The organism is Bradyrhizobium sp. 23 (assembly GCF_023073295.1).
GTDB classification, from domain to species: Bacteria; Pseudomonadota; Alphaproteobacteria; order Rhizobiales; family Xanthobacteraceae; genus Bradyrhizobium; species Bradyrhizobium canariense_D.
In genome coordinates this window covers 44,706-63,653 of the sequence record NZ_JADPJF010000089.1, presented here as the reverse complement: position 1 = coordinate 63,653, position 18,948 = coordinate 44,706, and the positions used below count along the sequence as shown (strand labels likewise).

General features: G+C 65.0%; 14 protein-coding genes. 7 read left to right on the top strand and 7 right to left on the bottom strand.

Translation table 11 applies throughout. The features are described from left to right. A partial coding sequence (locus tag IVB32_RS22360; protein ID WP_247411446.1) for a Spy/CpxP family protein refolding chaperone occupies positions 1 to 342 on the top strand: 342 nt, incomplete at its 5' end. 102 nt (positions 343 to 444) lie between these two features. Here IVB32_RS22360 and IVB32_RS22355 read toward each other — a convergent pair. Both IVB32_RS22355 and IVB32_RS22350 read right to left on the bottom strand, forming a co-directional pair. Beyond that, positions 445 to 2,892, bottom strand: a complete 2,448-nt coding sequence (locus IVB32_RS22355; protein ID WP_247411443.1) for an adenylate/guanylate cyclase domain-containing protein — start codon at positions 2,890 to 2,892, stop codon at positions 445 to 447. A 284-nt stretch (positions 2,893 to 3,176) separates the two neighbouring features. Next, positions 3,177 to 5,246 carry an AsmA family protein gene (locus IVB32_RS22350; RefSeq protein WP_026233203.1) on the bottom strand — a complete coding sequence of 690 codons (2,070 nt, stop codon included), beginning with the start codon at positions 5,244 to 5,246 and terminating at the stop codon, positions 3,177 to 3,179. 235 nt (positions 5,247 to 5,481) lie between these two features. Between IVB32_RS22350 and IVB32_RS22345 the strand changes: the two genes are divergently transcribed. Then, entirely contained in the window at positions 5,482 to 6,156 is a 675-nt protein-coding gene (locus tag IVB32_RS22345; RefSeq protein WP_018456597.1) for a Crp/Fnr family transcriptional regulator, read from the top strand. Between the two features lie 201 nt (positions 6,157 to 6,357). Here IVB32_RS22345 and IVB32_RS22340 read toward each other — a convergent pair whose 3' ends face one another. The 4 genes from IVB32_RS22340 to IVB32_RS22325 all read right to left on the bottom strand — a co-directional run bounded on the left by IVB32_RS22340 (position 6,358) and on the right by IVB32_RS22325 (position 12,923). After that, entirely contained in the window at positions 6,358 to 9,507 is a 3,150-nt protein-coding gene (locus tag IVB32_RS22340) for an efflux RND transporter permease subunit (protein ID WP_018456596.1), read from the bottom strand. Then, the gene (locus IVB32_RS22335; RefSeq protein WP_018456595.1) at positions 9,507 to 10,436 is read right to left on the bottom strand and encodes an efflux RND transporter periplasmic adaptor subunit; all 930 of its coding nucleotides are present in this window, start codon (positions 10,434 to 10,436) and stop codon (positions 9,507 to 9,509) included. Before IVB32_RS22335 ends, IVB32_RS22340 begins: the two co-directional genes overlap by 1 nt. Positions 10,437 to 10,594: 158 nt before the next feature. Continuing rightward, the gene (locus tag IVB32_RS22330; protein WP_026233202.1) at positions 10,595 to 11,266 is read right to left on the bottom strand and encodes an OmpA family protein; all 672 of its coding nucleotides are present in this window, start codon (positions 11,264 to 11,266) and stop codon (positions 10,595 to 10,597) included. A 145-nt stretch (positions 11,267 to 11,411) separates the two neighbouring features. Next, positions 11,412 to 12,923, bottom strand: coding sequence for a caspase family protein (locus tag IVB32_RS22325; RefSeq protein WP_018456593.1), 1,512 nt, complete (start codon positions 12,921 to 12,923; stop codon positions 11,412 to 11,414). 382 nt (positions 12,924 to 13,305) lie between these two features. On the opposite strand from IVB32_RS22325, the gene IVB32_RS22320 reads away from it, so the two are divergent. After that, positions 13,306 to 14,112 (top strand): N-acyl homoserine lactonase family protein, encoded by an 807-nt coding sequence (locus tag IVB32_RS22320; protein WP_018456592.1) that lies wholly within the window; start codon positions 13,306 to 13,308, stop codon positions 14,110 to 14,112. On the opposite strand, the gene IVB32_RS22315 is transcribed toward IVB32_RS22320, so the two are convergent. Next, on the bottom strand, positions 14,113 to 14,655 hold the full coding sequence (locus tag IVB32_RS22315) for a MarR family transcriptional regulator (RefSeq protein WP_018456591.1): 543 nt from the start codon (positions 14,653 to 14,655) through the stop codon (positions 14,113 to 14,115). It lies immediately after the preceding gene. Between the two features lie 109 nt (positions 14,656 to 14,764). Here IVB32_RS22315 and IVB32_RS22310 point away from each other — a divergent pair, with 109 nt between their 5' ends. The 4 genes from IVB32_RS22310 to hmgA form a co-directional block, all read left to right on the top strand. Further along, positions 14,765 to 16,405, top strand: coding sequence for an FAD-dependent oxidoreductase (locus tag IVB32_RS22310; RefSeq protein WP_247298120.1), 1,641 nt, complete (start codon positions 14,765 to 14,767; stop codon positions 16,403 to 16,405). A gap of 13 nt (positions 16,406 to 16,418) precedes the next feature. Continuing rightward, complete coding sequence (locus IVB32_RS22305; protein WP_018456589.1) at positions 16,419 to 16,643, top strand: DUF2783 domain-containing protein; 225 nt, start codon at positions 16,419 to 16,421, stop codon at positions 16,641 to 16,643. 25 nt (positions 16,644 to 16,668) lie between these two features. Further along, complete coding sequence (locus IVB32_RS22300; RefSeq protein WP_018456588.1) at positions 16,669 to 17,631, top strand: MBL fold metallo-hydrolase; 963 nt, start codon at positions 16,669 to 16,671, stop codon at positions 17,629 to 17,631. Next, the coding region (gene hmgA, locus IVB32_RS22295; protein WP_247411440.1) for a homogentisate 1,2-dioxygenase at positions 17,628 to 18,948 on the top strand (1,321 nt) is incomplete at its 3' end. The genes IVB32_RS22300 and hmgA, both read left to right, overlap by 4 nt.

Below are 18,948 nucleotides of genomic sequence, written 5' to 3'. Positions count from 1 at the left end.
GATCCCCGCTACGACGAGAAGCTGCAGCGCCAATACGAGCAGCTCGTGCAGCAGCAATGGCCCGCGGCCGAGATCGCCTCCACGCTCAAGCTCGACGACACCGCCCGCGCCCGCCTCGACGTGCTCCAGGACACCACACTGCGCACCATGGAAACGCTCAGCGCCTGTCCGTCACAGGCCCCACCGACACCACAGGCACGCCTCACCGCCGTGAAGGCGCGGCTGCAGACGATGCTGCAAGCGGTGAACGGCGTCAGTGACGCGCTCGACGATTTCGAAGCTGACTTAAGCGACGAGCAGAAGGCCGGCTTCGAGGCGATCGGGCCGAAGCGCGGGGTGTGATCAACCGCACCGCCTCCAGCCAATTCCGTGCCCGCGTAAGTCATTGATCTTGCAGGCCCCTGCTACTGTGCATGGGGTTGTTTTCGCAGTTTTTTGTTGTGGCTACCCTCTTCGCCTTGCCGCGGCGGCATCCACCACGCTCTCCACCTCCTCGCGCCACGACAGGATCTCCATCGCGAGCACGGGGTGGTTGAAGCCCTTGAGCACGAGATCGTCGAGCGCGCGGGCTTCGACCCAGGGCTCGACCATGCCGTAGACGCGGCGGCTGACGACGACCTGGCCGGCCTTGGCTTCGTCGCAGAGGCGGGAGGAGAGATTGGTGACGCTGCCGATCGCGGCATATTCCAGCCGCTGCTCGAAGCCGATCTGGCCGAGCGTGGCGTAGCCCATGGCGACGCCGACGCCGAAGCCGAGCGAGTGGCCGCGGTTCTTCCATTTCTCGGTCAGCTTGCCGATCGTGTCGCGCATCTCGACCGCCATCTTCACGGCGCGCTTGGTATGGTCGGCGAACTGAATCGGCGCATTGAACAGGATCATCACGCCGTCGCCGGCAAAGCGGTCGAGCGTGCCTTCATAGCGGTGGATCAGCTCGCCGAGCGCGGCGTGATATTCGCGCAGCACGTTCATCGCCTCTTCCGGCTCGGTCGCCTCGGTGAACGAGGTGAAGCCGCGCAAATCGCAGAACACGACGGTGACCTCGCGGCGATGGCTGTCGAGCAGCGCATCGTGGCCGTCGGACGAGGCGATCAGTTGCGCGACTTGCGGCGCGAGGAAACGTTCGAGCCGCTTGATGCGGCCGATCTCCCCCAACTGCTTCTCGACCCGCTCTTCCAGCGAGCGATTCCAGTTGCGCAGCTGCTCGGTCTGCTCCTGGAGCTTTGCGGCCTGCTGCTGCACGGTTTCGTGCGCAGCCGCGAGTTCGCGGCCCTTGTGGTCGACCTCGGTGAACAGCCGCGCATTGCGCATCGCCAGCACGGCCTGGTTGGCGAACGTGCGCATCAGGCCGATGATGCTGGCGGCGAACTCGCCGCTGGCGCGGCGCAGCACCACCAGCGAGCCGAGCGTGCCCTGCTGGTCCACCAGCGGCACCACCAGCACCGAATGGAAGCCGGCCTCGACCGCGACGTCGCGCAGCGGCTGCTCGGAGGCCTGGTCGAGATCGGCGATCGCGATCGGTTCGCCGCTCCCGGCCGCATCGCTCAGGATATCCTGGCCTTCGTCGATGGTGACATGGGCGCCGTCGGCGGATTTGTCGATGCCGTTGGCCTCGACCAGATTGAAGCGGCGCATCTCAGCGTCATAGCCGTAGATCAGCACCGCATCGGCATGGGTGATCTCGATCGCGCGCGCCGCGATCGTCGGCAGCACGGCGTTGAGATCGAGCGAGGCGGCGACCGCGCGGCCGACCTCTTCCAGCACCTTGAACTCGTTGATCGACTGCGCGAGATCGCGGGTGCGCTCCTCGACCTTGGTCTCCAGGTCCGAATAGGTCTCCTGGATCTGGTCGGCCATGCGGTTGAACTGGCCGGCGAGATCTTCCAGCTCGTCCGCGGTGTGCACCTCGATGCGATGGCTGAAATCGCCTTCGCCGAGCTTGTGCGCGCCGTCGCGCAGCGCCGTGATCGGAATGATCATGCGGCGCGCCAGAAGCGTGCCGGCAAGGATTGCGACCAGCAGGCCCATGCCGATCAAAAGCGCAATGCGCACCAGCTGGTCGCGGATCGGCATCAAGGCCTGCGTGGCCGGCTGCTCGAACATCACGCTCCAGCCGAGCTTCGGCACGGTGCTCGCGGCGCTCATCACCGCATGGCCGTTGAAGTCGGTGCCCGAATTGTCGGGCTCGTGGCCCGGTGCGACCGCGGCCGCAACCTGCGGCAGCTTCGACAAATCCTTACCGATCTCGGGGCCTTTCGAGGACGTCGCCAGCACGCGGCCGCGCGGATCAACCACATAGGCGAAGGCGGCTTTGCCGACCTGGGCGTCGATGAGGTACTCGGAGAGAAAGCTGAGGTCGAGCTCGGCCACGGTGACGCCGGCGTTGAAACCGGAATGCGCCACCGAGATCGACATGAACGGCGTCCGGTCGGAGAACCAGGCCGGCGCGTAGCTGACGCCGCGGGCGACGGTGTCGGTGAAGCGCATGTCGCGGGAGAGGTCGGCATTGCTGCCGGTCGTGGTCGACTGGCGCGAGACGCGCAGCACCTCGCGGCCGTCGCCGTTGAGCTGGAACAGCTGAGTGACGACCGAGACCTGGTGCAGCAGTTGGGCGTAGTCGGCGCGGCGCTTCTCGAGTGTGTCCTGGCTCGCCCGCGTCACCCAGCTGATCTGGCGCTCGAGTTCCGAGATCGACTGCTCGATCCGCCGCGCGGCAGCCTGCGCCTTGTCCTCGAGACCGTCGGTCAGCTGTGTCTTGGTGGCGCGGTAGGAGATCCAGCTCTCCATCGCGCCGTTGACGGCAAGCACGAACACGACGAGGCCGACGAGAGAGACGACGTATTTGGCGAACAGGCCCTCGCGCAGAAACCGTGTCTTGTCGTTCGCTCCTGCCATCCCGATCCTCTCGCGCCGCCATCGGCGCCGGCGCTACGGGCCGCACGGACCCTGCGAGCCTTCTAGCACAATTTGGTCCCAGGGGACTGTGAAGGGACTGGTCAAGGGACGGCCGAGCACCCGGCGTGGTTACCGGCCTCGGTTACTCCCTTGGATGCTGGCAGGCGGAAGCATGGTGAATTGTCGCAGTCTCATCCGTTTGGAGGAAGCCGCGGCCGGGGACGCCGATGTAAGGGGATCGCCTTGGCAAGGGAGGGCTGGAGTCCAGCGCTTTGGTCCTGCAATCATCGATTAAAGAGCTGCCGCAGCACGTCGTTCATCGGCTGGCTGTCCTGCTGCGCCGCCGGCGGGTCCTCCAGGGCGGGGGACGCCGGCGAGGCTTGCGGCATCAGTGCGGATGGCGCTGCAGGCAGGCTGCGGCTGCGGCCGGTGGCAGTCCCGGTCCCGGTGCCGTTTCCCGCGCCACCGGAAAGTCCCTGCTGGATCAGATTGCCGAGCGCCTCCCCCAGGGGGCCGCCGAGCAAATTGTTCTGTCCGGCGGGCTGCTGGCTTTGCGGATTGGCAGTGCCGGCGGCATTACCGCCACCCGGCGCGGTGGCTCCCCCGAGACCAAGGCTGCCCAAAATATTGCCGAGCCCGGCCCCATCAGCGCCGAACAGCCCCCTGCCCATCTCGCGCAGCTTGGCATAGGCGGCGTCCGGATTGTCCAGCATGCCGGCCATGTCGGGATAGATTCGCGGCTGCGACCAGGTGCCCTGGATCATCACGGGAATGCCGAAGCCGACCGGCTCGGCGGCGCGGCCCTGGCCTTCGGTCGTCATCACCAGTTTCGGCTCGACGCGAAAGCCCATCATCTTGGTGTCGAGTGCGATCGTGCCGGCACCGGTCACGCGGACGAGCGGTCCGGTCAAGTTGAGATCGGTGGTCACCGCCTGGCCCTTGTCGATCCGGAACGACGCCGAGAGCTGCGACAAATCCGTGCTCTGCTCCCGACTGCTGTCTCCGTTTTCCTGCCAGCCGGACAGCGTGCCCGATGTCAGCGAGCGGATCATCTGTGCGACGTTGATGCCGCGAATGGCGCCGTCCTGGAAATTGACGAAGGCCGTGCCCTGCATGTTCGCCATCAGCGCGCGCTGGCTGCTGCCGGCGCTGCGCAGCGCGAGCTTGGCCTGCAGCTTGCCGTCGATCCGGTCGAATTCGGCGAGGCCCTGCAGCAGCGGCAGCGCGCGCACGCCGGCGAGGTCGGAATGCATGGCAAAGCTCGGCGCGCCGCTGGTCGCATCCAGGATCAATTCGCCCGTAACCTGGCCGCCATAGGCGCCGAGATTGGCGGTGCCGGCCTTCAGCACGCCGCCGGCGAGTTTTGCATCGACCGCCAGCGGCGCGAGGCGTGCCTCGCCGATCACCGCCTCATGCGCGGAGATCCTGATCTGCGCATCGACATAGTTGAGCCCGGAGACGTCGATCGGCGCATCGCTCCAGGGCTGCCCGGACGCGCCTTCCGGCGATTTCGCCAGCGGGATCGCGAGCCGCTGGAAGTCGAGATCGAGCTTGACGAGAGGCTTGCTCGCGATATCGACCGAGGCCCAGCCATTGAACGCGCCATCGCCGAGCGTGCCATTCAGGCCGTTGATCATCACGACATCGCCGCTCAGCCGCATCTCGGCATGGCCCGCGAGCCGGGACTTCAGCACGTCCGGCATGTCGATGGCGAAATCCACCGGAATGGTCGGTCGGTCGGCCGGCGGCGCTGGCGTGGTCGCCTTGATGTCGAATTTGGTCGGATGCTCGCCGACCCGTGCGGTGCCGGTGATGTTGAACTTGCGGTCGCGGCCGACGATCGCATCGGCATTGACGGCGCTGATGCGGCTCTCGACGCGATCGCGCACGCGCGCGAATGCGATCTCGCCATCGGTGACCTTGATGCGATCGATGGCGGCGCCGTCGAGATCGAGCGCGACCGGCTTCGACGTGCCGCCGGCATTCGGCAGGCGCTCACGCAGCAGCGGCTGGTAGAGCACGGGATGGGTGACGACGAGCTCGCTGATCTTCGGGCGGCCCGACCAGACGCTTGAGAGCGACATGTCGGCCCGCACGCTGTCGATGGACAGGCGCGTGATGCCGCTGCGGTCCTTGGGGTCGGCAAGCGTGAGGTCGTTCAGCGTCACGTTCAGCGTCGGCCACAAACTGATTCTAGTGGTGCCGTCGACCGACAGGCGATAGCCGGTCGCGCTCTCGACACGCGAGGCAATCGTCGAACTCAGGAAGCCCGAGGGGATCCCGACCACCAGCAGGAGTGCGATCACGATGACGATTGCGGCCACCGCCGCGCCGGCGAATTTCACGGCTCTCATATCGACTTTCCAGCGGCGGACGATCGGCGTCGAATCCGGCACATGACCGTCATTTGCACCCGTCCTTGGCTCCTGAGTTTATCCCGGGACGGGAAGCGGCTCCAAGCACGTAAAAATAGTCTGGGGGTGCTGCAAAGTTATGTGACTTATGGCACACTTCCCGGGCGCGGTTTTACGCGATCTTGATGTTGATGGTTCCAAGCGATTTGCCAACGAAATTCACAAGGATATTGAAATGAGCAAGCAGGCCGAATTTGCGGTCATCCTCAAGATGAATGCGATGTTCGCCGATCTCGGCGCAGACGAACTCCAGCGGCTGGCGAATCTCTGCCACACCCAGCATCTGGGGAATGGCGAGGTGCTGTTCCAGAAGGGCGACCCAGGCGATGCGCTGTTCGGCGTGCGCCGAGGCCAGGTCCGTATCGAGACCGGCGCCTCCGACGGCAGCCGCCTGACGCTGAACTTCATGGGGCCCGGCGACCTGTTCGGCGAGGTTGCGGTGCTGGATGGCCAGAGCCGCACTGCGGACGCCACCGCGGGCGAAGCCAGCGAGCTGTTCGTGCTGCGGCGCGAAGACTTTCTCGCCTTCCTCGAACGCGAGCCGAAAGTCGGGATCAAGATCATCGCGCTGCTCTGCCAGCGCATCCGCTGGCAGAGCGAGCGCATGGAAGAGTCCATGCTCCAGCCGCTGCCGGTTCGCCTCGCGCGGCGCCTCTGCGCGCTCGCCGCCGATTTCGGCTCGGAGGTGCACATCTCGCAGGAGCAACTCGGCGTCTTCGTCGGCGCCGCCCGCGAGAGCGTCAACCGCCAGCTTCAGGCCTGGCGCAAGGAAGCGATCCTCGATCTCCAGCGCGGCCGCATCCTGCTGCGGAACATGACCAAGCTGACGGCGATCGCGCGCAACGAGTAGGGGGGCCGTTAGGCTGGGTCGCTATCGGGGCGAAGGAGTTCGTCAGAAGAGTCTCAACTCGCGACCCACGCTTTAACGACCTCGATCGGCACAGCACGACCGGTACGTCTGAATGCCTGGTAGCGAAGACGATCCTCCGCTATGTCGGGTTCTCGGATGGCGCTCGCTGAACTGCCTCGTGTGCTTGACGCTGGTGCACATCTACTCCGCCGCAGGGTGCACGATGTTCTTCGGCCGCGGCCTCGCTTCGGCCGGCGCAGCTCCGTGATGACTTGCGCCCTCCGCATCTTCGCTGTGCACGACCAGCCGCTTGGCGAAGCGCCAGATCAGGGCGCCGAGATCGTCCATCACCATGAACATCGCGGGCACGAACACCAGCGACAGGATGGTCGAGAAGATCAGGCCACCGATCACCGCGAGCGCCATCGGCGAGCGGAACTCGCCGCCCGCGCCGACCGCGAGCGCGCTGGGCATCATGCCCGCGGCCATCGCGATCGTGGTCATCACGATCGGGCGAGCGCGTTTCATGCCTGCGTCGATCATGGCTTCTTCGCGCGGTGTGCCGGCGTGAATGGATTCGATGGCGAATTCCACCAGCATGATCGCGTTCTTGGTGACGATACCCATCAGCATCAGGATGCCGATCCACACCGGTGTCGTGAGCTGCTTGCCGGTGATCAGCAGGGCCGCGATCGCGCCGCCGATCGAGAGCGGCAGCGAGAACAGAATGGTGATCGGCTGCAGGAAGGTGCCGAACAGCAGCACCAGAACGGCGTAGACCATCATCAGGCCCGCCGTGATCGCGGTGGCAAAGCCTTCGGACAGTTCGTTCAGGCTTTCGGCGTCGCCGGAGGGGGAGACCTTCACGCCCTTCGGTCGGCTCTTCATGACCGGCAGATCGTAGATCTTTTTGGTGGCGTCGCCGAGCGCGGCGGAGCCGACGAGATCGGCCGCGACGGTCGCCTGTCGCTCGCGATCGTAACGGTTGATGCTGGTCGGACCCTGGTCGAGCTTGACGTCGGCGATGACGGACAGCGGCACGCCGCCCTTCTCGCCGTGCTCGCCGAGCGGCACGCGCAACTGTTCGAGCGTCTTCAGATTGCCGCGCGCGGCATCCTCGAGCTGCACTCGGATCGGCACCAGACGGTCGCCAACGTCGAACTTGGCAAGCGCGGGGCCGACGTCGCCGATGGTGGCGACGCGGATGGTCTGCGATAGGCTTTCGGTCGAGACGCCGAGCCGTGCGGCGAGATCGGCGCGCGGTTCGACGCGCAGCTCGGGCCGCTCCAGCGTGGTTTCCGAGATCACGTTGGAGATGGTGGGAATCCGCTTCATCTGCGTCGCGAGTTCGCTGGCGACGTTGTTGACGATGTTGGCGTCTGCGCCGGTCACGACCAGCGAGATGGCGCGCAGGCCGTTCTCGTCGAGGAACCAGAAGCGGATGTCTGGAATGTTCTCCAGCTCCTGGCTGATCGAGAATTCGAGCTCGCGCTGGGTGATGTCGCGGCTGTCCTTGGGCGTGTAATTGATGATCAAGGCGGCGCGCCGGACTTCCTGGGTCCCCGGTGGAACGCGGCCGCCGTCGACGAAGATGCTCTTCACCTCGGGCCGCTTGCGCAGGCGCGCCACGATGTCTTCGGTGACTTTTTCGGTGTAGGCGAGCTGCGTGCCCGGCGGCAGCTCGAGCGCAACCAACGAGCGCGAGCTGTCCTGCGCCGGCAGGAAACCCTGCGGCAGCAGCGTAATGCTCCAGATCGAGGCGGCGAAGACGCCGAAGCCGACCAGCACCGTAATGAAATAGTGCTTCACCGACCAGGCCACGAGCCTGTGATAGGACCGCAGCACGCGGCCGGGCGGCGGCTCTTGGTGATTGCTATGTTTGAGGAAGTAGGCGGCGAGCACCGGCGTGACGAAGCGCGCCGCGAGCAGCGAGAAGAACACCTGTACCGAGACGGTGATGCCGAACTGCTTGAAGAACTGTCCGGCGATGCCCGACATGAAGCTCGCGGGCGCGAAGATTGCGATGATCGTCAGCGAGATCGCGATCACCGCGAGGCCGATCTCGTCGGCGGCTTCCAGGGCGGCACGATAGGGCGACTTGCCCATGTTCATGTGCCTGACGATGTTCTCGATCTCGACGATGGCGTCGTCGACCAGAATACCCGTCGACAGCGTGATGGCGAGGAAGCTGACGAGGTTGAGCGAGAAGCCGAGCAGGTCCATCGCCCAGAATGCCGGGAAGATCGACAACGGCAGCGAGATCGCGGCGATGATGGTGGCGCGCAGGTCGCGCAGGAACAACAGCACGATGACGACGGCGAGGATGGCGCCTTCGAACAGGGTCGAGATCGCCGCGTGGTAATTGCCATTGGTATATTCGACCGAGGTGTCGATCACCTTCAGGTCGACGTCGGGATAAGTGGCCTTGAGCGTGTCGATGCGCTTCTGCACGGCCTCGGCGACCTTCACGTCGCTGGCACCCTTGGAGCGCTTGATGCCGAGCGCGACGATCGGCTCGCCGTTGAAGCGGGCGAAGGTACGGCGGTCTGCGATGGTGTCGGTGACGGTGCCGAGATCGTCGAGCCGGACCTCGCCGCCGCCGAACAGCGGAATCATGGTGCCGGCGAGATCGCTCAGCGTCTTGGCGCCGGCGAGGGTGCGGATCGCCTGGTCGTTCTTGCCGATCTCGGCGCGGCCGCCGGCGACGTCGACATTGGTGCCGCGCAGGCTCTGGCTGACGTTGACGGCCGTCAGCCCCATCGACTGCAGGCGGTCGGGATCGAGCGAGACCAGGATCTCGCGCTCGACACCGCCGATGCGCTCGACCTGGGCGACGCCGCGCACGCCTTGCAGCGCGCGCTTGACCACGTCGTCGACGAAATAGGAGAGCTGCTCCGGCGTCTTGCCGGGCGAGATCGCGGCATAGGTGACGATCGGCAGGCCGATGACATCGACGCGCTGGATCAGCGGCTCGGTGACGTTCTGCGGCAGGTTCGAGCGCACGCGCGTCACCGCGTCCTTGACGTCGTTGAGCGCGCGGTCGGTGTTGGTTTCCAGCGCGAACTGGATTGTCGTCACCGACAGGCCGTCGGTGATCTGCGAGGTGATGTGCCTGACCCCTTCGACACCGGAGACGGCGTCTTCAACCGTCTTGGTGACCTGGGATTCGAGCTCGGCGGGTGCCGCGCCGAACTGCGATACCGCGACCGAGATCACGGGAATGTCGGCCGAGGGTAGCCGCGTCACCGCGAGCTTGGTGAAGGACACCCAGCCGAGGATCAGGAGGATGATGGAAAATACGACCGACGGCAGCGGATTGCGGATCGACCATGCCGAGATATTGAGAGCCATCAGCGTACCCGCGTGCGATCGAGTTCATCAGCGAACATGGTCTTGATCTGGTCGCCGTCATGCAGCGAAGAGCCGGCGTCGGCGACGACGATCTCGCCGACATTGAGGCCTTCCAGGATTTCCGTCGCGCTGTCCGAAGACAGCCCGACCCGTACCTTGCGCGTCTCGACAATGTTGCTCTTGACGACCTGCACGGTGAGATGGTCGATCGCGGTCTTGGGAACCGCGACGCCGCAGCTTCGCTTGGCGTCGATCGAGGCGCGGGCGAACACGCCGACTTTCAGCGAGGGATTGTTGGTGACGCTGATGCGCACGCGGCCGAGCTGGGTGGCGCGATCGATTTCGGGCGCGACTAGCCTGACCCGCCCGATCAAATCGGGCGCGTCGTCGCGGCTGATGCGCACGGTCGCGCCGGAGCTGAGCTTGGCCATGTGCACCGCGGGCACCTGCGCGTCCAGTTCGATCTCGTTGTTGACGGCGATACGGAACATCGGGCCGGCCTGCGGCGAGGCCGGCGCGCCGACGATGGTGCGGACCTCGGTGACGAGGCCCGGCGCAGAGGCCTTCAGCGAGACCGGACCTTGCGGGCCGGGCCGCGGCGGCTGGCCCGGAATCTGGGGCGGTGCGGTCAGGCGCGCCAGCTCCTGATTGTCGGTGACGAGGGTGCCTTCGGTGACGAAGAGGTCGGTGACCCTGGATCCCTCCTGGTCGGCGACGACCACGGCTTCGCGGCGCGGCACGAAGAAGCCGGTCACCCGGACCAGGTCGGAGAAGCAGGCATTGGTCGACTTGGTCACGATGACCAGCGCCTCGCTCGGCGTTTCCTTGGGCTCGGCGCGGTGCCGGTGCTCGAACAGATAATAGCCGACGCCGAGCGCGACGACGAAGATCACCGTTCCGGCTGGCTTGAGATATTGGGAGAGGTTCATTGCCGGATCGTCCTGGCCTGGCTCACGGCCATCCGCGCGCGGCCCATGGAGAGCGTTTCCCTGAAATAAAGCAGCGTCCCGCAAGGCTGCGGGACGCGCGCTGGGAGCGAGACTTTACACCACATCACGACTTGTCACTTCAAAGGATTACGTCGTGGTCACTTCGATGCGGTAGTCTTGTTTTCCATGTTGACGACCTGCACGCGACGATTGACTTCCGCCATCGGCTGGGCCGGGTCCTTCAGCTTGCTCTTGCCGTAGCCGACCGTGACGAGGTCGGTCGCGGAGATGCTGTATTTGTCGACCAAATAGCGCTTGATCGAATCCGCGCGGCGCTCCGACAGATCCTGATTATAGCTCTCGCTTCCGGCGGCGTCAGTATGGCCGGCGACCACGAAGGTCGAGCCTTTCAGGTCGGGGCTGGTCAGCGCGCGGCCGAGCGCCTGGACCGAGGCAAGCGATTTGGCGCTGATATTGGCCGAGTTGTAGTCGAACGTGATTTCCAGATCGATGTTCGGCTTGTCCTTGGCCGCCGACGCGATTTCTTCACGCTCGGTCGACGACAGCGACCGTGTCGAGCGGCCGCGCACGGACTGGATCAGCTTGGTCTCCGTGGCACTCGGTGCGGGATCGGCCTGCGGAGCGATCGAGAGGCCGCGGGTCAGCGGCTTCTTCGGCGGCGGCGCCAGCGCGCGGACGATCTCGTCCTCGGTGACGTTCTTGCTGTTGCCGTCGTCGGCTGCGAATGCCAGCGGGATCGTCAGCGACAGCGCGGCGCCGACGGTGATGATGGACAGGATTGCGGTAAGTCCCTTTGCAGCCAATCTCATAGCCAGTCCCTCCTGCGCAGCCAGCTGGTGCGGTTCGAAAATCCTGCAATAAGCCTCCCGAAAGGACGGCCTGCGGCATCCGTTCGATTAGTCTTCGCCGGGCCGTCGCGGGTTCGAGGCACATCGGCCCCGATTCAAAAAAATATCAACGCACTCCGTAGCTTGCGAATTCCTGAACAATGTTCGGGTCCATCGCCTTGGCATTGGCGATGTCGAGCGCGCCCTCTTGGGCCGAGCCGTTGCGCTGCTTGGCGATCCCGCGTCCGAACAGCGAGGAGGTCAAGCGCGGATTGATCCTCAGGGCGGCCTCGAAATCGGCGATGGCGTTCTTGACCGCCCCCGATTTCAGATTGACGAGCCCCCGGCTGTCCAGCGCGTCGACGAAGTTCGGTCGCAGCCGCAGGGCCTCGTTGCAATCCTTCAGCGCGCCCTGGAGGTCGCCGACCACGGTGCGGGTCCAGCAGCGATTGTTCAGCGCCTCGACGTCCTTCGGGTTGATCCGGAGCGTCTCGTCAAAATCCTTGATGGCCAGGCTGTAGGCGCCCTTGCTGGCATAGACCTGACCGCGCCGGTAAAGCGCGTTCACGTCATCCGGATTGGCCGCGATCTTGGCGGTCAGCCCCTTGATGGTGGGGTCCTCGGCCAGGGCGGCCGCACTCGGCCCGCTCTCCATGGTCGGAGCGGTGGCGGGATCGGCCGGAATCACAGGCGGAGGCGGCGGCGGTGCCGGCGGCAAGGCAGCCTCGACCTGCGGCTTCGGTGACGGAGCGGGCGCAGCCACCGTCTCGGCCGGTTTCGGCGGCGGAGGCGGTGAAGGTGCGGGTGGAGTCGGCGGCGGGTTGTTGGCGACGACCGGCGGCGGGGGAGGCGCAGGTGGCGGCGTGGTGGTCGGGCGCGACCCGCCGGCCCCTGGAATGAAGGAGAAATCCTCGGCCAGCGACGAGGATATCCACGGCACCTGCTCGCCCCGGGAGGCGCGGGTGACGCCCATCTTGGTGCGGTTCAGCGTCTCCTCGGCCATCAGGTCGGGGACGCGGATTTCCTTGAGGAGTTCCTGGACGAACAGGCTGTGCTCGCCGCCGGCGTCCGAGACCACCGAGGCCAGTGCCGCCGAATACATCACCAGCGTGCCGTTCGGCGCGATGACGGGCGTGAGGCCGGCCGAGAAGCTGCGGAACCGGCGCTCGAACGGGTTGCGCCTGGAGGCATCGACCAGCGCGATCTTGACGCCGGCGCCGCGGGTGTTGAGCTCGCCGAGCACGGTTTCGAGGCTGATGCCGTCGCGCCGCACGTCGGATTCGGTCCAGATCTGCGCATCGATCGGCAGCAAATAGCTCTGCCGCGCGGACTGGATGCCGAAGCCGCTGAAGAACACCAGTGCCACCGACCCCGGCTTGATCTTGCCGTAGAGCTTGTCGAAGGCGCGGCGCATGCCGTCGCCGGTCAGGTTCTCACCGATCTCGACGGAAAAGCCGTCGCGCTTGAGCTCGTCGGCGACGTCGCGCGCGTCGTTGAGCGGTTCCTTCAGGGGAGCGTCGGCGTCCGGATATTTGGCATTGCCGATGACCAGCGCAAAGCGATCGCCGGCCGCAAGTGACGGAGCGGTCGGGATGAGCGACACGAGCAAGGATAGAACGAAAAGCAGGCGAATTTTCATAATTAGCGCGATCCAGCCAAAAAGGCGCCGTTTCCAGCTTGCGCCGCGGCGACCTTAACTTACGCAATGTGCATTATCAAACCGGGGGAGGGGGGCGTCAACCGCTTGCGGATTCGGCGCTATCGCGACAATTGACCGCGACGCATGGGCATGTTGCGGGGGAATAAACGGGCGGTCATGATTGCACGCGATGCATTCTGGTTGTCATGCTGGTTGTCATTGCGGCTGCAAATTAGGGCAGCCATGGCGACAACAATGTGATTGGTCTCACATTGCGGACGGGCCTCCTTCAACCTGCGGTGTTTGACCTTTGCGGTGGACGATGGCTTGGTGCGGTCGATCGCCCCTGAAGGTGCATCCACAAAAAGAGCAAGATCAAACTATGGGAAACGCCTCCGAAATCTACGCACTGCGCTACGCGACGATGTCGCCGCGCACGCCCCACATGAACTTCCTCGCGCCCGACCCGCATGACAGCGCGGCGCAGGATCTCGACTATTTCGTCTGGCTGATCCGCGGCAACGGCCGCGACATCCTGGTCGATACCGGCTTCAATGCCGAGGAAGCGTCCGCGCGGGCGCGCAAGCTGACGCTCAATCCGGTCGACGCGCTGGAGCGCTTTGGTGTCGCGGCAGCGAGCATTCGCGACATCATCGTGACGCATCTGCATTACGACCATGCCGGCAATCTCGACCGCTTCCCGAACGCCCGCTTCCATCTCCAGGAGCGCGAGATGGCCTACGCGACGGGGCGCTGCATGTGCAACGGACTGCTGCGACATCCGTTCTCGGTCGAGCACGTCACCCAGATGGTCCGCCATGTCTATGGCGAGCGCGTCAATTTCTATTCCGGCGACGGCGAGGTCGCGCCCGGCGTCACCTTGCACCGCGTCGGCGGCCATTCCGACGGCTTGCAGGTGGTCAGAGTCGAGACCGCGCGCGGACCGGTGGTGCTGGCGTCCGATGCCGCGCATTATTACGCCAATCTCCAGCGCAGAAGCCCATTCCCGATCGTCTACAATGTCGGCGACATGGCGGTTGGCTGGGAGACCATCGAGCGCCTCGCCGGCCATCCTGACCGGTTCATTCCCGGCCATGATCCGATCGTGACGGAGATCTATCCGCGCGCCAGCGACAAGGTCGATGTCTGGGCGCTGCATTTGCCGCCGTCGCGATCATTTGCGAAGTGATCAATACGCCTGCTTGGCGTCGGCCTCTTCGCTGGTCTGGATCAAATCGAGGCTCTGTTCGATCTTGCCGAGCAGCGTCGATAGCTGTTTGCGCTCCTGCGCGGTGAGGCAGGCGAGGATCTCGTCTTCCCGCCGCAGCAATTGCGGAAACAGCTCCTCGTAGAGCGTGCGGCCTTTCCTGGTCAGTCGCAGACGGAATTCGCGGCGGTCGGCTTCGTTCTCGACGCGCTCGATCAAACCCTGATGCAGCAACATGGTCACCGCGCGGCTGATCGTGGATTTGTGCGTGCGGGTGCATTGCGCGACGTACTGCGCGCTGCAGGCATCGTTGCGGAAGCCGAGCGTCGCGATCACGCGCCAGGCGGGGATGTCGAGGCCGTGACGCTCCTGATATTCGACGGCGAGTGCGGAACTCACCTCCGCGGCGAGCCGGTTGAGGCGGAACGGCACGAACCTGAACAGGTCGAGCCGTGTTTTTGGCCGCGGTGAAGCCTCATCGGCCTCGCGTGTCTTCAGCGCGATGTCGCTGGATGTCCTCGCCAAGGAGAGCGCTCCGAATTCCAGTTGACGGCCGGCCGGCTCCGGTCCAAAATAGTTGCACGTGAGACTATTAGCAGATCAGGCCTCTCCTGACCAGAGCCGAGGTTAGCGCATGGCGAAGGCCAATACGCATCAGGCCAAAACCCAGTTCGGCTATCGCCGCCACCCCGATCAGGATCGTCCCGGCCAGAGCTCGGCCGAGCATCCCGTGGTGATCGTGGGCGCTGGCCCGGTCGGGCTGTCGCTTGCGATCGACCTTGCCCAACGCGGCCAGCGCGTCGTTCTTCTGGATGACGCCGACCGCATCGGAGAGGGCTCCCGCGCGATCTGCTTCTCGAAACGCTCGCTGGAATATTGGGACCGGCTCGGCGTCGGCGACCGCATGGTCGACAAGGGCGTGGTCTGGAGCGTCGGCCGCATCTTCCACGGCGAGCAGCAGCTCTACCAGTTCAATCTACTGCCGGAGGACGGTCACAAGCGGCCGGCCTTCATCAATCTCCAGCAATATTACGCCGAAGCCTATCTGGTCGACCGCATCAGCGAGCTGCCCGAGATCAATCTGCGCTGGCGCAACAAGGTGACGGCGCTGGAGAGCCGCAACGCTTCCGTCGCGCTGACGATCGAGACGCCGGAGGGCGCCTATCGCCTGCACGCGCAATATGTCGTCGCCTGCGACGGCGCGCGCTCGTCGCTGCGGCAGATGGTGGGCGCCGACTTCGCCGGACAGGTGTTCGAGGACCAGTTCCTGATCGCCGATGTCAAGATGACCGCGGAATTCCCGACCGAGCGCTGGTTCTGGTTCGATCCGCCGTTTCATGCGGGACGTTCGGCGCTGCTGCACCGACAGCCCGACGATGTCTGGCGCATCGACCTTCAGCTCAATCGCTATGCCGACCCCGTCGTCGAGAAGAAGCCCGAGAACGTGCGGCCGCGGATTGCGCGCATGCTCGGCCACGACAAGTTCGAGTTCGAGTGGATCTCGCTTTACAAATTCCAGTGCCGGCGGATGGATCGCTTCGTCCATGGCCGCGTGATCTTTGCAGGCGATTCCGCGCACCAGGTCTCGCCCTTCGGCGCGCGCGGCGCCAATTCGGGACTCGAGGACGCCGAGAATCTCTCCTGGAAGCTCGACCGCGTGCTGCGCGGCGCCTCACCCGCGAGCCTGCTCGAGAGCTATCACGTCGAGCGCAGTCTGGCGGCCGACGAGAACATCCGCGAATCCACCCGCTCGACCGATTTCATGGCGCCGAACTCGCATCAGGAAGCGCGGCTGCGCAAGGCGGTGCTGTCGCTGGCCAAGGAAACGGAATTCGGCAAGCGCATGGTCAATGGCGGGCGGCTCTCGGTGCCGTGCAGCTATGACTCGCCGCTGTCATCGCCGGATGCGGATGCGTGGCGCGGTGGCCCGCTCCCGGGTTGTTCGATGCTCGATGCTCCCGTTACGACGCGCGCGGGCGAGCAAGCCTATTTGACGGATGCATTCCGCAAGGGTGGAACAGACTTCACCTTGCTGTCGTTCGGCAACGGCGCGGCGATCGATGCGCCTGTTGGTGTGAAGGACATCTGCATCGGCGGTGAGGACGGGCTCGCAGATCCGGCAGGGCTCACTGCAAAGCGCTATGATGCGGAACCAGGCTCAGCCTACCTATTAAGGCCGGACGGTTACGTTGCGGCGCGCTTCCGCCACCCCACGCGCGCTGGCGTCGCGGCAGCGCTGTCACGGGCGCAGGGCTTGAATCAAGAATTTGCTTGAATTGAGGATTCGCATGCCGCTCTCCACCAGCTCCAACTTCGCGCGACCCGACGACGCCTTTCGCGCCATTGTGGAGGCGCATCGTGGCTTCACCGACGAGCAGAGCGCGGACTTCGACGCGGCGCTGGTGCTGATCCTCGCCAACCATATCGGCGATATCGTCGTGCTGCGGGAGGCGATTCTCCTCGCCAAGCGGCGCATGATCGACGGCCAGCAGCAGCAACAGCAACAACAATAGCCCCAAAGACTTGAAGGATGAATTGATGGCGAAGAACTTCGCATCCACCGGCGACCTCTCCGAGAAGAAGATCACCTTCTCCGAGATTGGCACCGATCTCTACGCCTTCACCGCGGAGGGCGATCCGAACACCGCGATCATCGTCGGCGACGACGGCTGCCTGGTGTTCGACGCGCAATCGACGCCGGCGATGGCCAACAAGGTGATCGAGCGCGTCCGTGCCGTCACCGACAAACCGATCAAATATGTCGTGCTGTCGCATTATCACGCCGTGCGCGTGCTCGGCGCCTCCGCCTACAAGGCGCAGGGCATCGTCGCCTCGCAGGAGACCTATCGCCTCATCGAGGAGCGTGGCCAGCAGGATTGGGATTCCGAGTACGGCCGCTTCCCGCGCCTGTTTCAGGACGCATCGAGCATACCCGGCCTGACCTGGCCGACGCTGACCTTCGAAGGCGAGATGTCGATCTATCTCGGCAAGCGCGAGGTACGCCTGATGCAGCTTGGCGCCGGCCATACCTCGGGCGACATCGTCGCCTGGGTGCCGGATGCCGAGGTGATGTTCTCCGGTGACCTGATCGAATACCACTCGGCCTGCTATTGTGGCGACGCACACCTGCGCGAATGGCCGCTGACGCTGAACGAGATCCGCAACTTCAATCCCAAGGCGATCGCGCCGGGCCGCGGCGATGCGTTGAAGGGTGTCGCCACGGTGCGCGAAGCCATCGCGATGACGCGCGACTTCGTCACCTCGCTCTACGGCGCCGCCGAAATCTCGGTCGCCAAGGGCCGCACGCTGAAGGAATCGATGGCCGCGACGCGCGAGGTCATGGATCCGAAATTTTCGAGCTTCGCCATCTACGAGCACTGTCTGCCGTTCAACGTATCTCGCGCCTATGACGAGGCGTCGGGGATCGACGACCCCGTGATCTGGACCGACAAGCGCGACCAGGAGATGTGGGCCGCCCTGCAAGGAGGAGGATCATCATGAACATCAACACCTCGCCCGATCAGATCATTCGCAGCACGGCCCAGGTCACGCCGGGCTACATGTCCGGCTTCGGCAACAGTTTCGAGACCGAAGCGCTGCCGGGCGCGCTGCCGATCGGACGCAACTCGCCGCAGCGCTGTGCCTACGGCCTCTATGCCGAGCAGCTCTCCGGCTCGCCCTTCACGGCGCCGCGCGGCAGCAACGAGCGCTCATGGCTCTATCGCATTCGCCCGTCGGTGAAACACTCGGGTCGTTTCGAGAAGGTCGACGGCGGCCTGTGGCGTTCGGCACCGTGCCACGAAAACGACCTGCCGATCGCGCAATTGCGCTGGGATCCGGCGCCGATCCCGAAGGAGGACATGACCTTCCTTCAGGGCGTGCAGACCATGACCACCGCCGGTGACGTCAACACCCAGGCCGGCATGGCCGCCCATGTCTATCTCATCACCAAATCGATGGTGGACCAGCACTTCTACAATGCCGACGGCGAGCTGATGTTCGTGCTGCAGCAGGGCAATCTTCGCATCGTCACGGAGTTCGGCCGCATCGACGCCGAGCCCGGCGAGATCGTGGTGATCCCGCGCGGCGTCAAGTTCCGGGTGGAGATTCCGAGCGGACCGGCGCGTGGCTATCTCTGCGAAAACTACGGCGGCGCCTTCACGCTGCCGGAGCGCGGACCGATCGGCGCCAACTGCCTCGCCAATGCCCGCGACTTCCTGACGCCGGTCGCGCACTACGAGGACAAGGACACACCGACCGAGCTTTACGTGAAATGGGGCGGATCGTTGTTCAGGACGCAGTTGCCCCACTCGCCGATCGACGTCGTCGCCTGGCACGGCAATTATGCGCCGTATAAATATGATCTGCGCACCTTCTCGCCGGTCGGCGCGATCGGCTTCGATCATCCCGATCCCTCGATCTTCACCGTGCTGACCTCGCCGTCGGAGACCGCGGGCACGGCGAATATCGACTTCGTGATCTTCCCCGAGCGCTGGATGGTCGCCGACAACACCTTCCGCCCGCCGTGGTATCACATGAACATCATGAGCGAGTTCATGGGCCTGATCTACGGCGTGTACGACGCCAAGCCGCAAGGTTTTGTGCCGGGCGGCATGAGTTTGCACAATTGCATGCTGCCGCACGGCCCCGATCGCGATGCCTTCGAGCACGCCAGCAACGGCGAGCTGAAGCCGGTCAAGCTGACCGGCACCATGGCCTTCATGTTCGAGACCCGCTACGCGCAGCGCGTCACCGCGCACGCCGCGAATTCCGCGACGTTGCAGCATGACTACGCGGATTGCTGGAAGGGCCTCGCGA

Coding starts and splice junctions, on each gene's coding strand:
- IVB32_RS22355 (WP_247411443.1), bottom strand. CDS start 2,892: ATGGCAGGAGCGAACGACAAGACACGGTTTCTGCGCGAGGGCCTGTTC.
- IVB32_RS22350 (WP_026233203.1), bottom strand. CDS start 5,246: ATGAGAGCCGTGAAATTCGCCGGCGCGGCGGTGGCCGCAATCGTCATC.
- IVB32_RS22345 (WP_018456597.1), top strand. CDS start 5,482: ATGAGCAAGCAGGCCGAATTTGCGGTCATCCTCAAGATGAATGCGATG.
- IVB32_RS22340 (WP_018456596.1), bottom strand. CDS start 9,507: ATGGCTCTCAATATCTCGGCATGGTCGATCCGCAATCCGCTGCCGTCG.
- IVB32_RS22335 (WP_018456595.1), bottom strand. CDS start 10,436: ATGAACCTCTCCCAATATCTCAAGCCAGCCGGAACGGTGATCTTCGTC.
- IVB32_RS22330 (WP_026233202.1), bottom strand. CDS start 11,266: ATGAGATTGGCTGCAAAGGGACTTACCGCAATCCTGTCCATCATCACC.
- IVB32_RS22325 (WP_018456593.1), bottom strand. CDS start 12,923: ATGAAAATTCGCCTGCTTTTCGTTCTATCCTTGCTCGTGTCGCTCATC.
- IVB32_RS22320 (WP_018456592.1), top strand. CDS start 13,306: ATGGGAAACGCCTCCGAAATCTACGCACTGCGCTACGCGACGATGTCG.
- IVB32_RS22310 (WP_247298120.1), top strand. CDS start 14,765: ATGGCGAAGGCCAATACGCATCAGGCCAAAACCCAGTTCGGCTATCGC.
- IVB32_RS22305 (WP_018456589.1), top strand. CDS start 16,419: ATGCCGCTCTCCACCAGCTCCAACTTCGCGCGACCCGACGACGCCTTT.
- IVB32_RS22300 (WP_018456588.1), top strand. CDS start 16,669: ATGGCGAAGAACTTCGCATCCACCGGCGACCTCTCCGAGAAGAAGATC.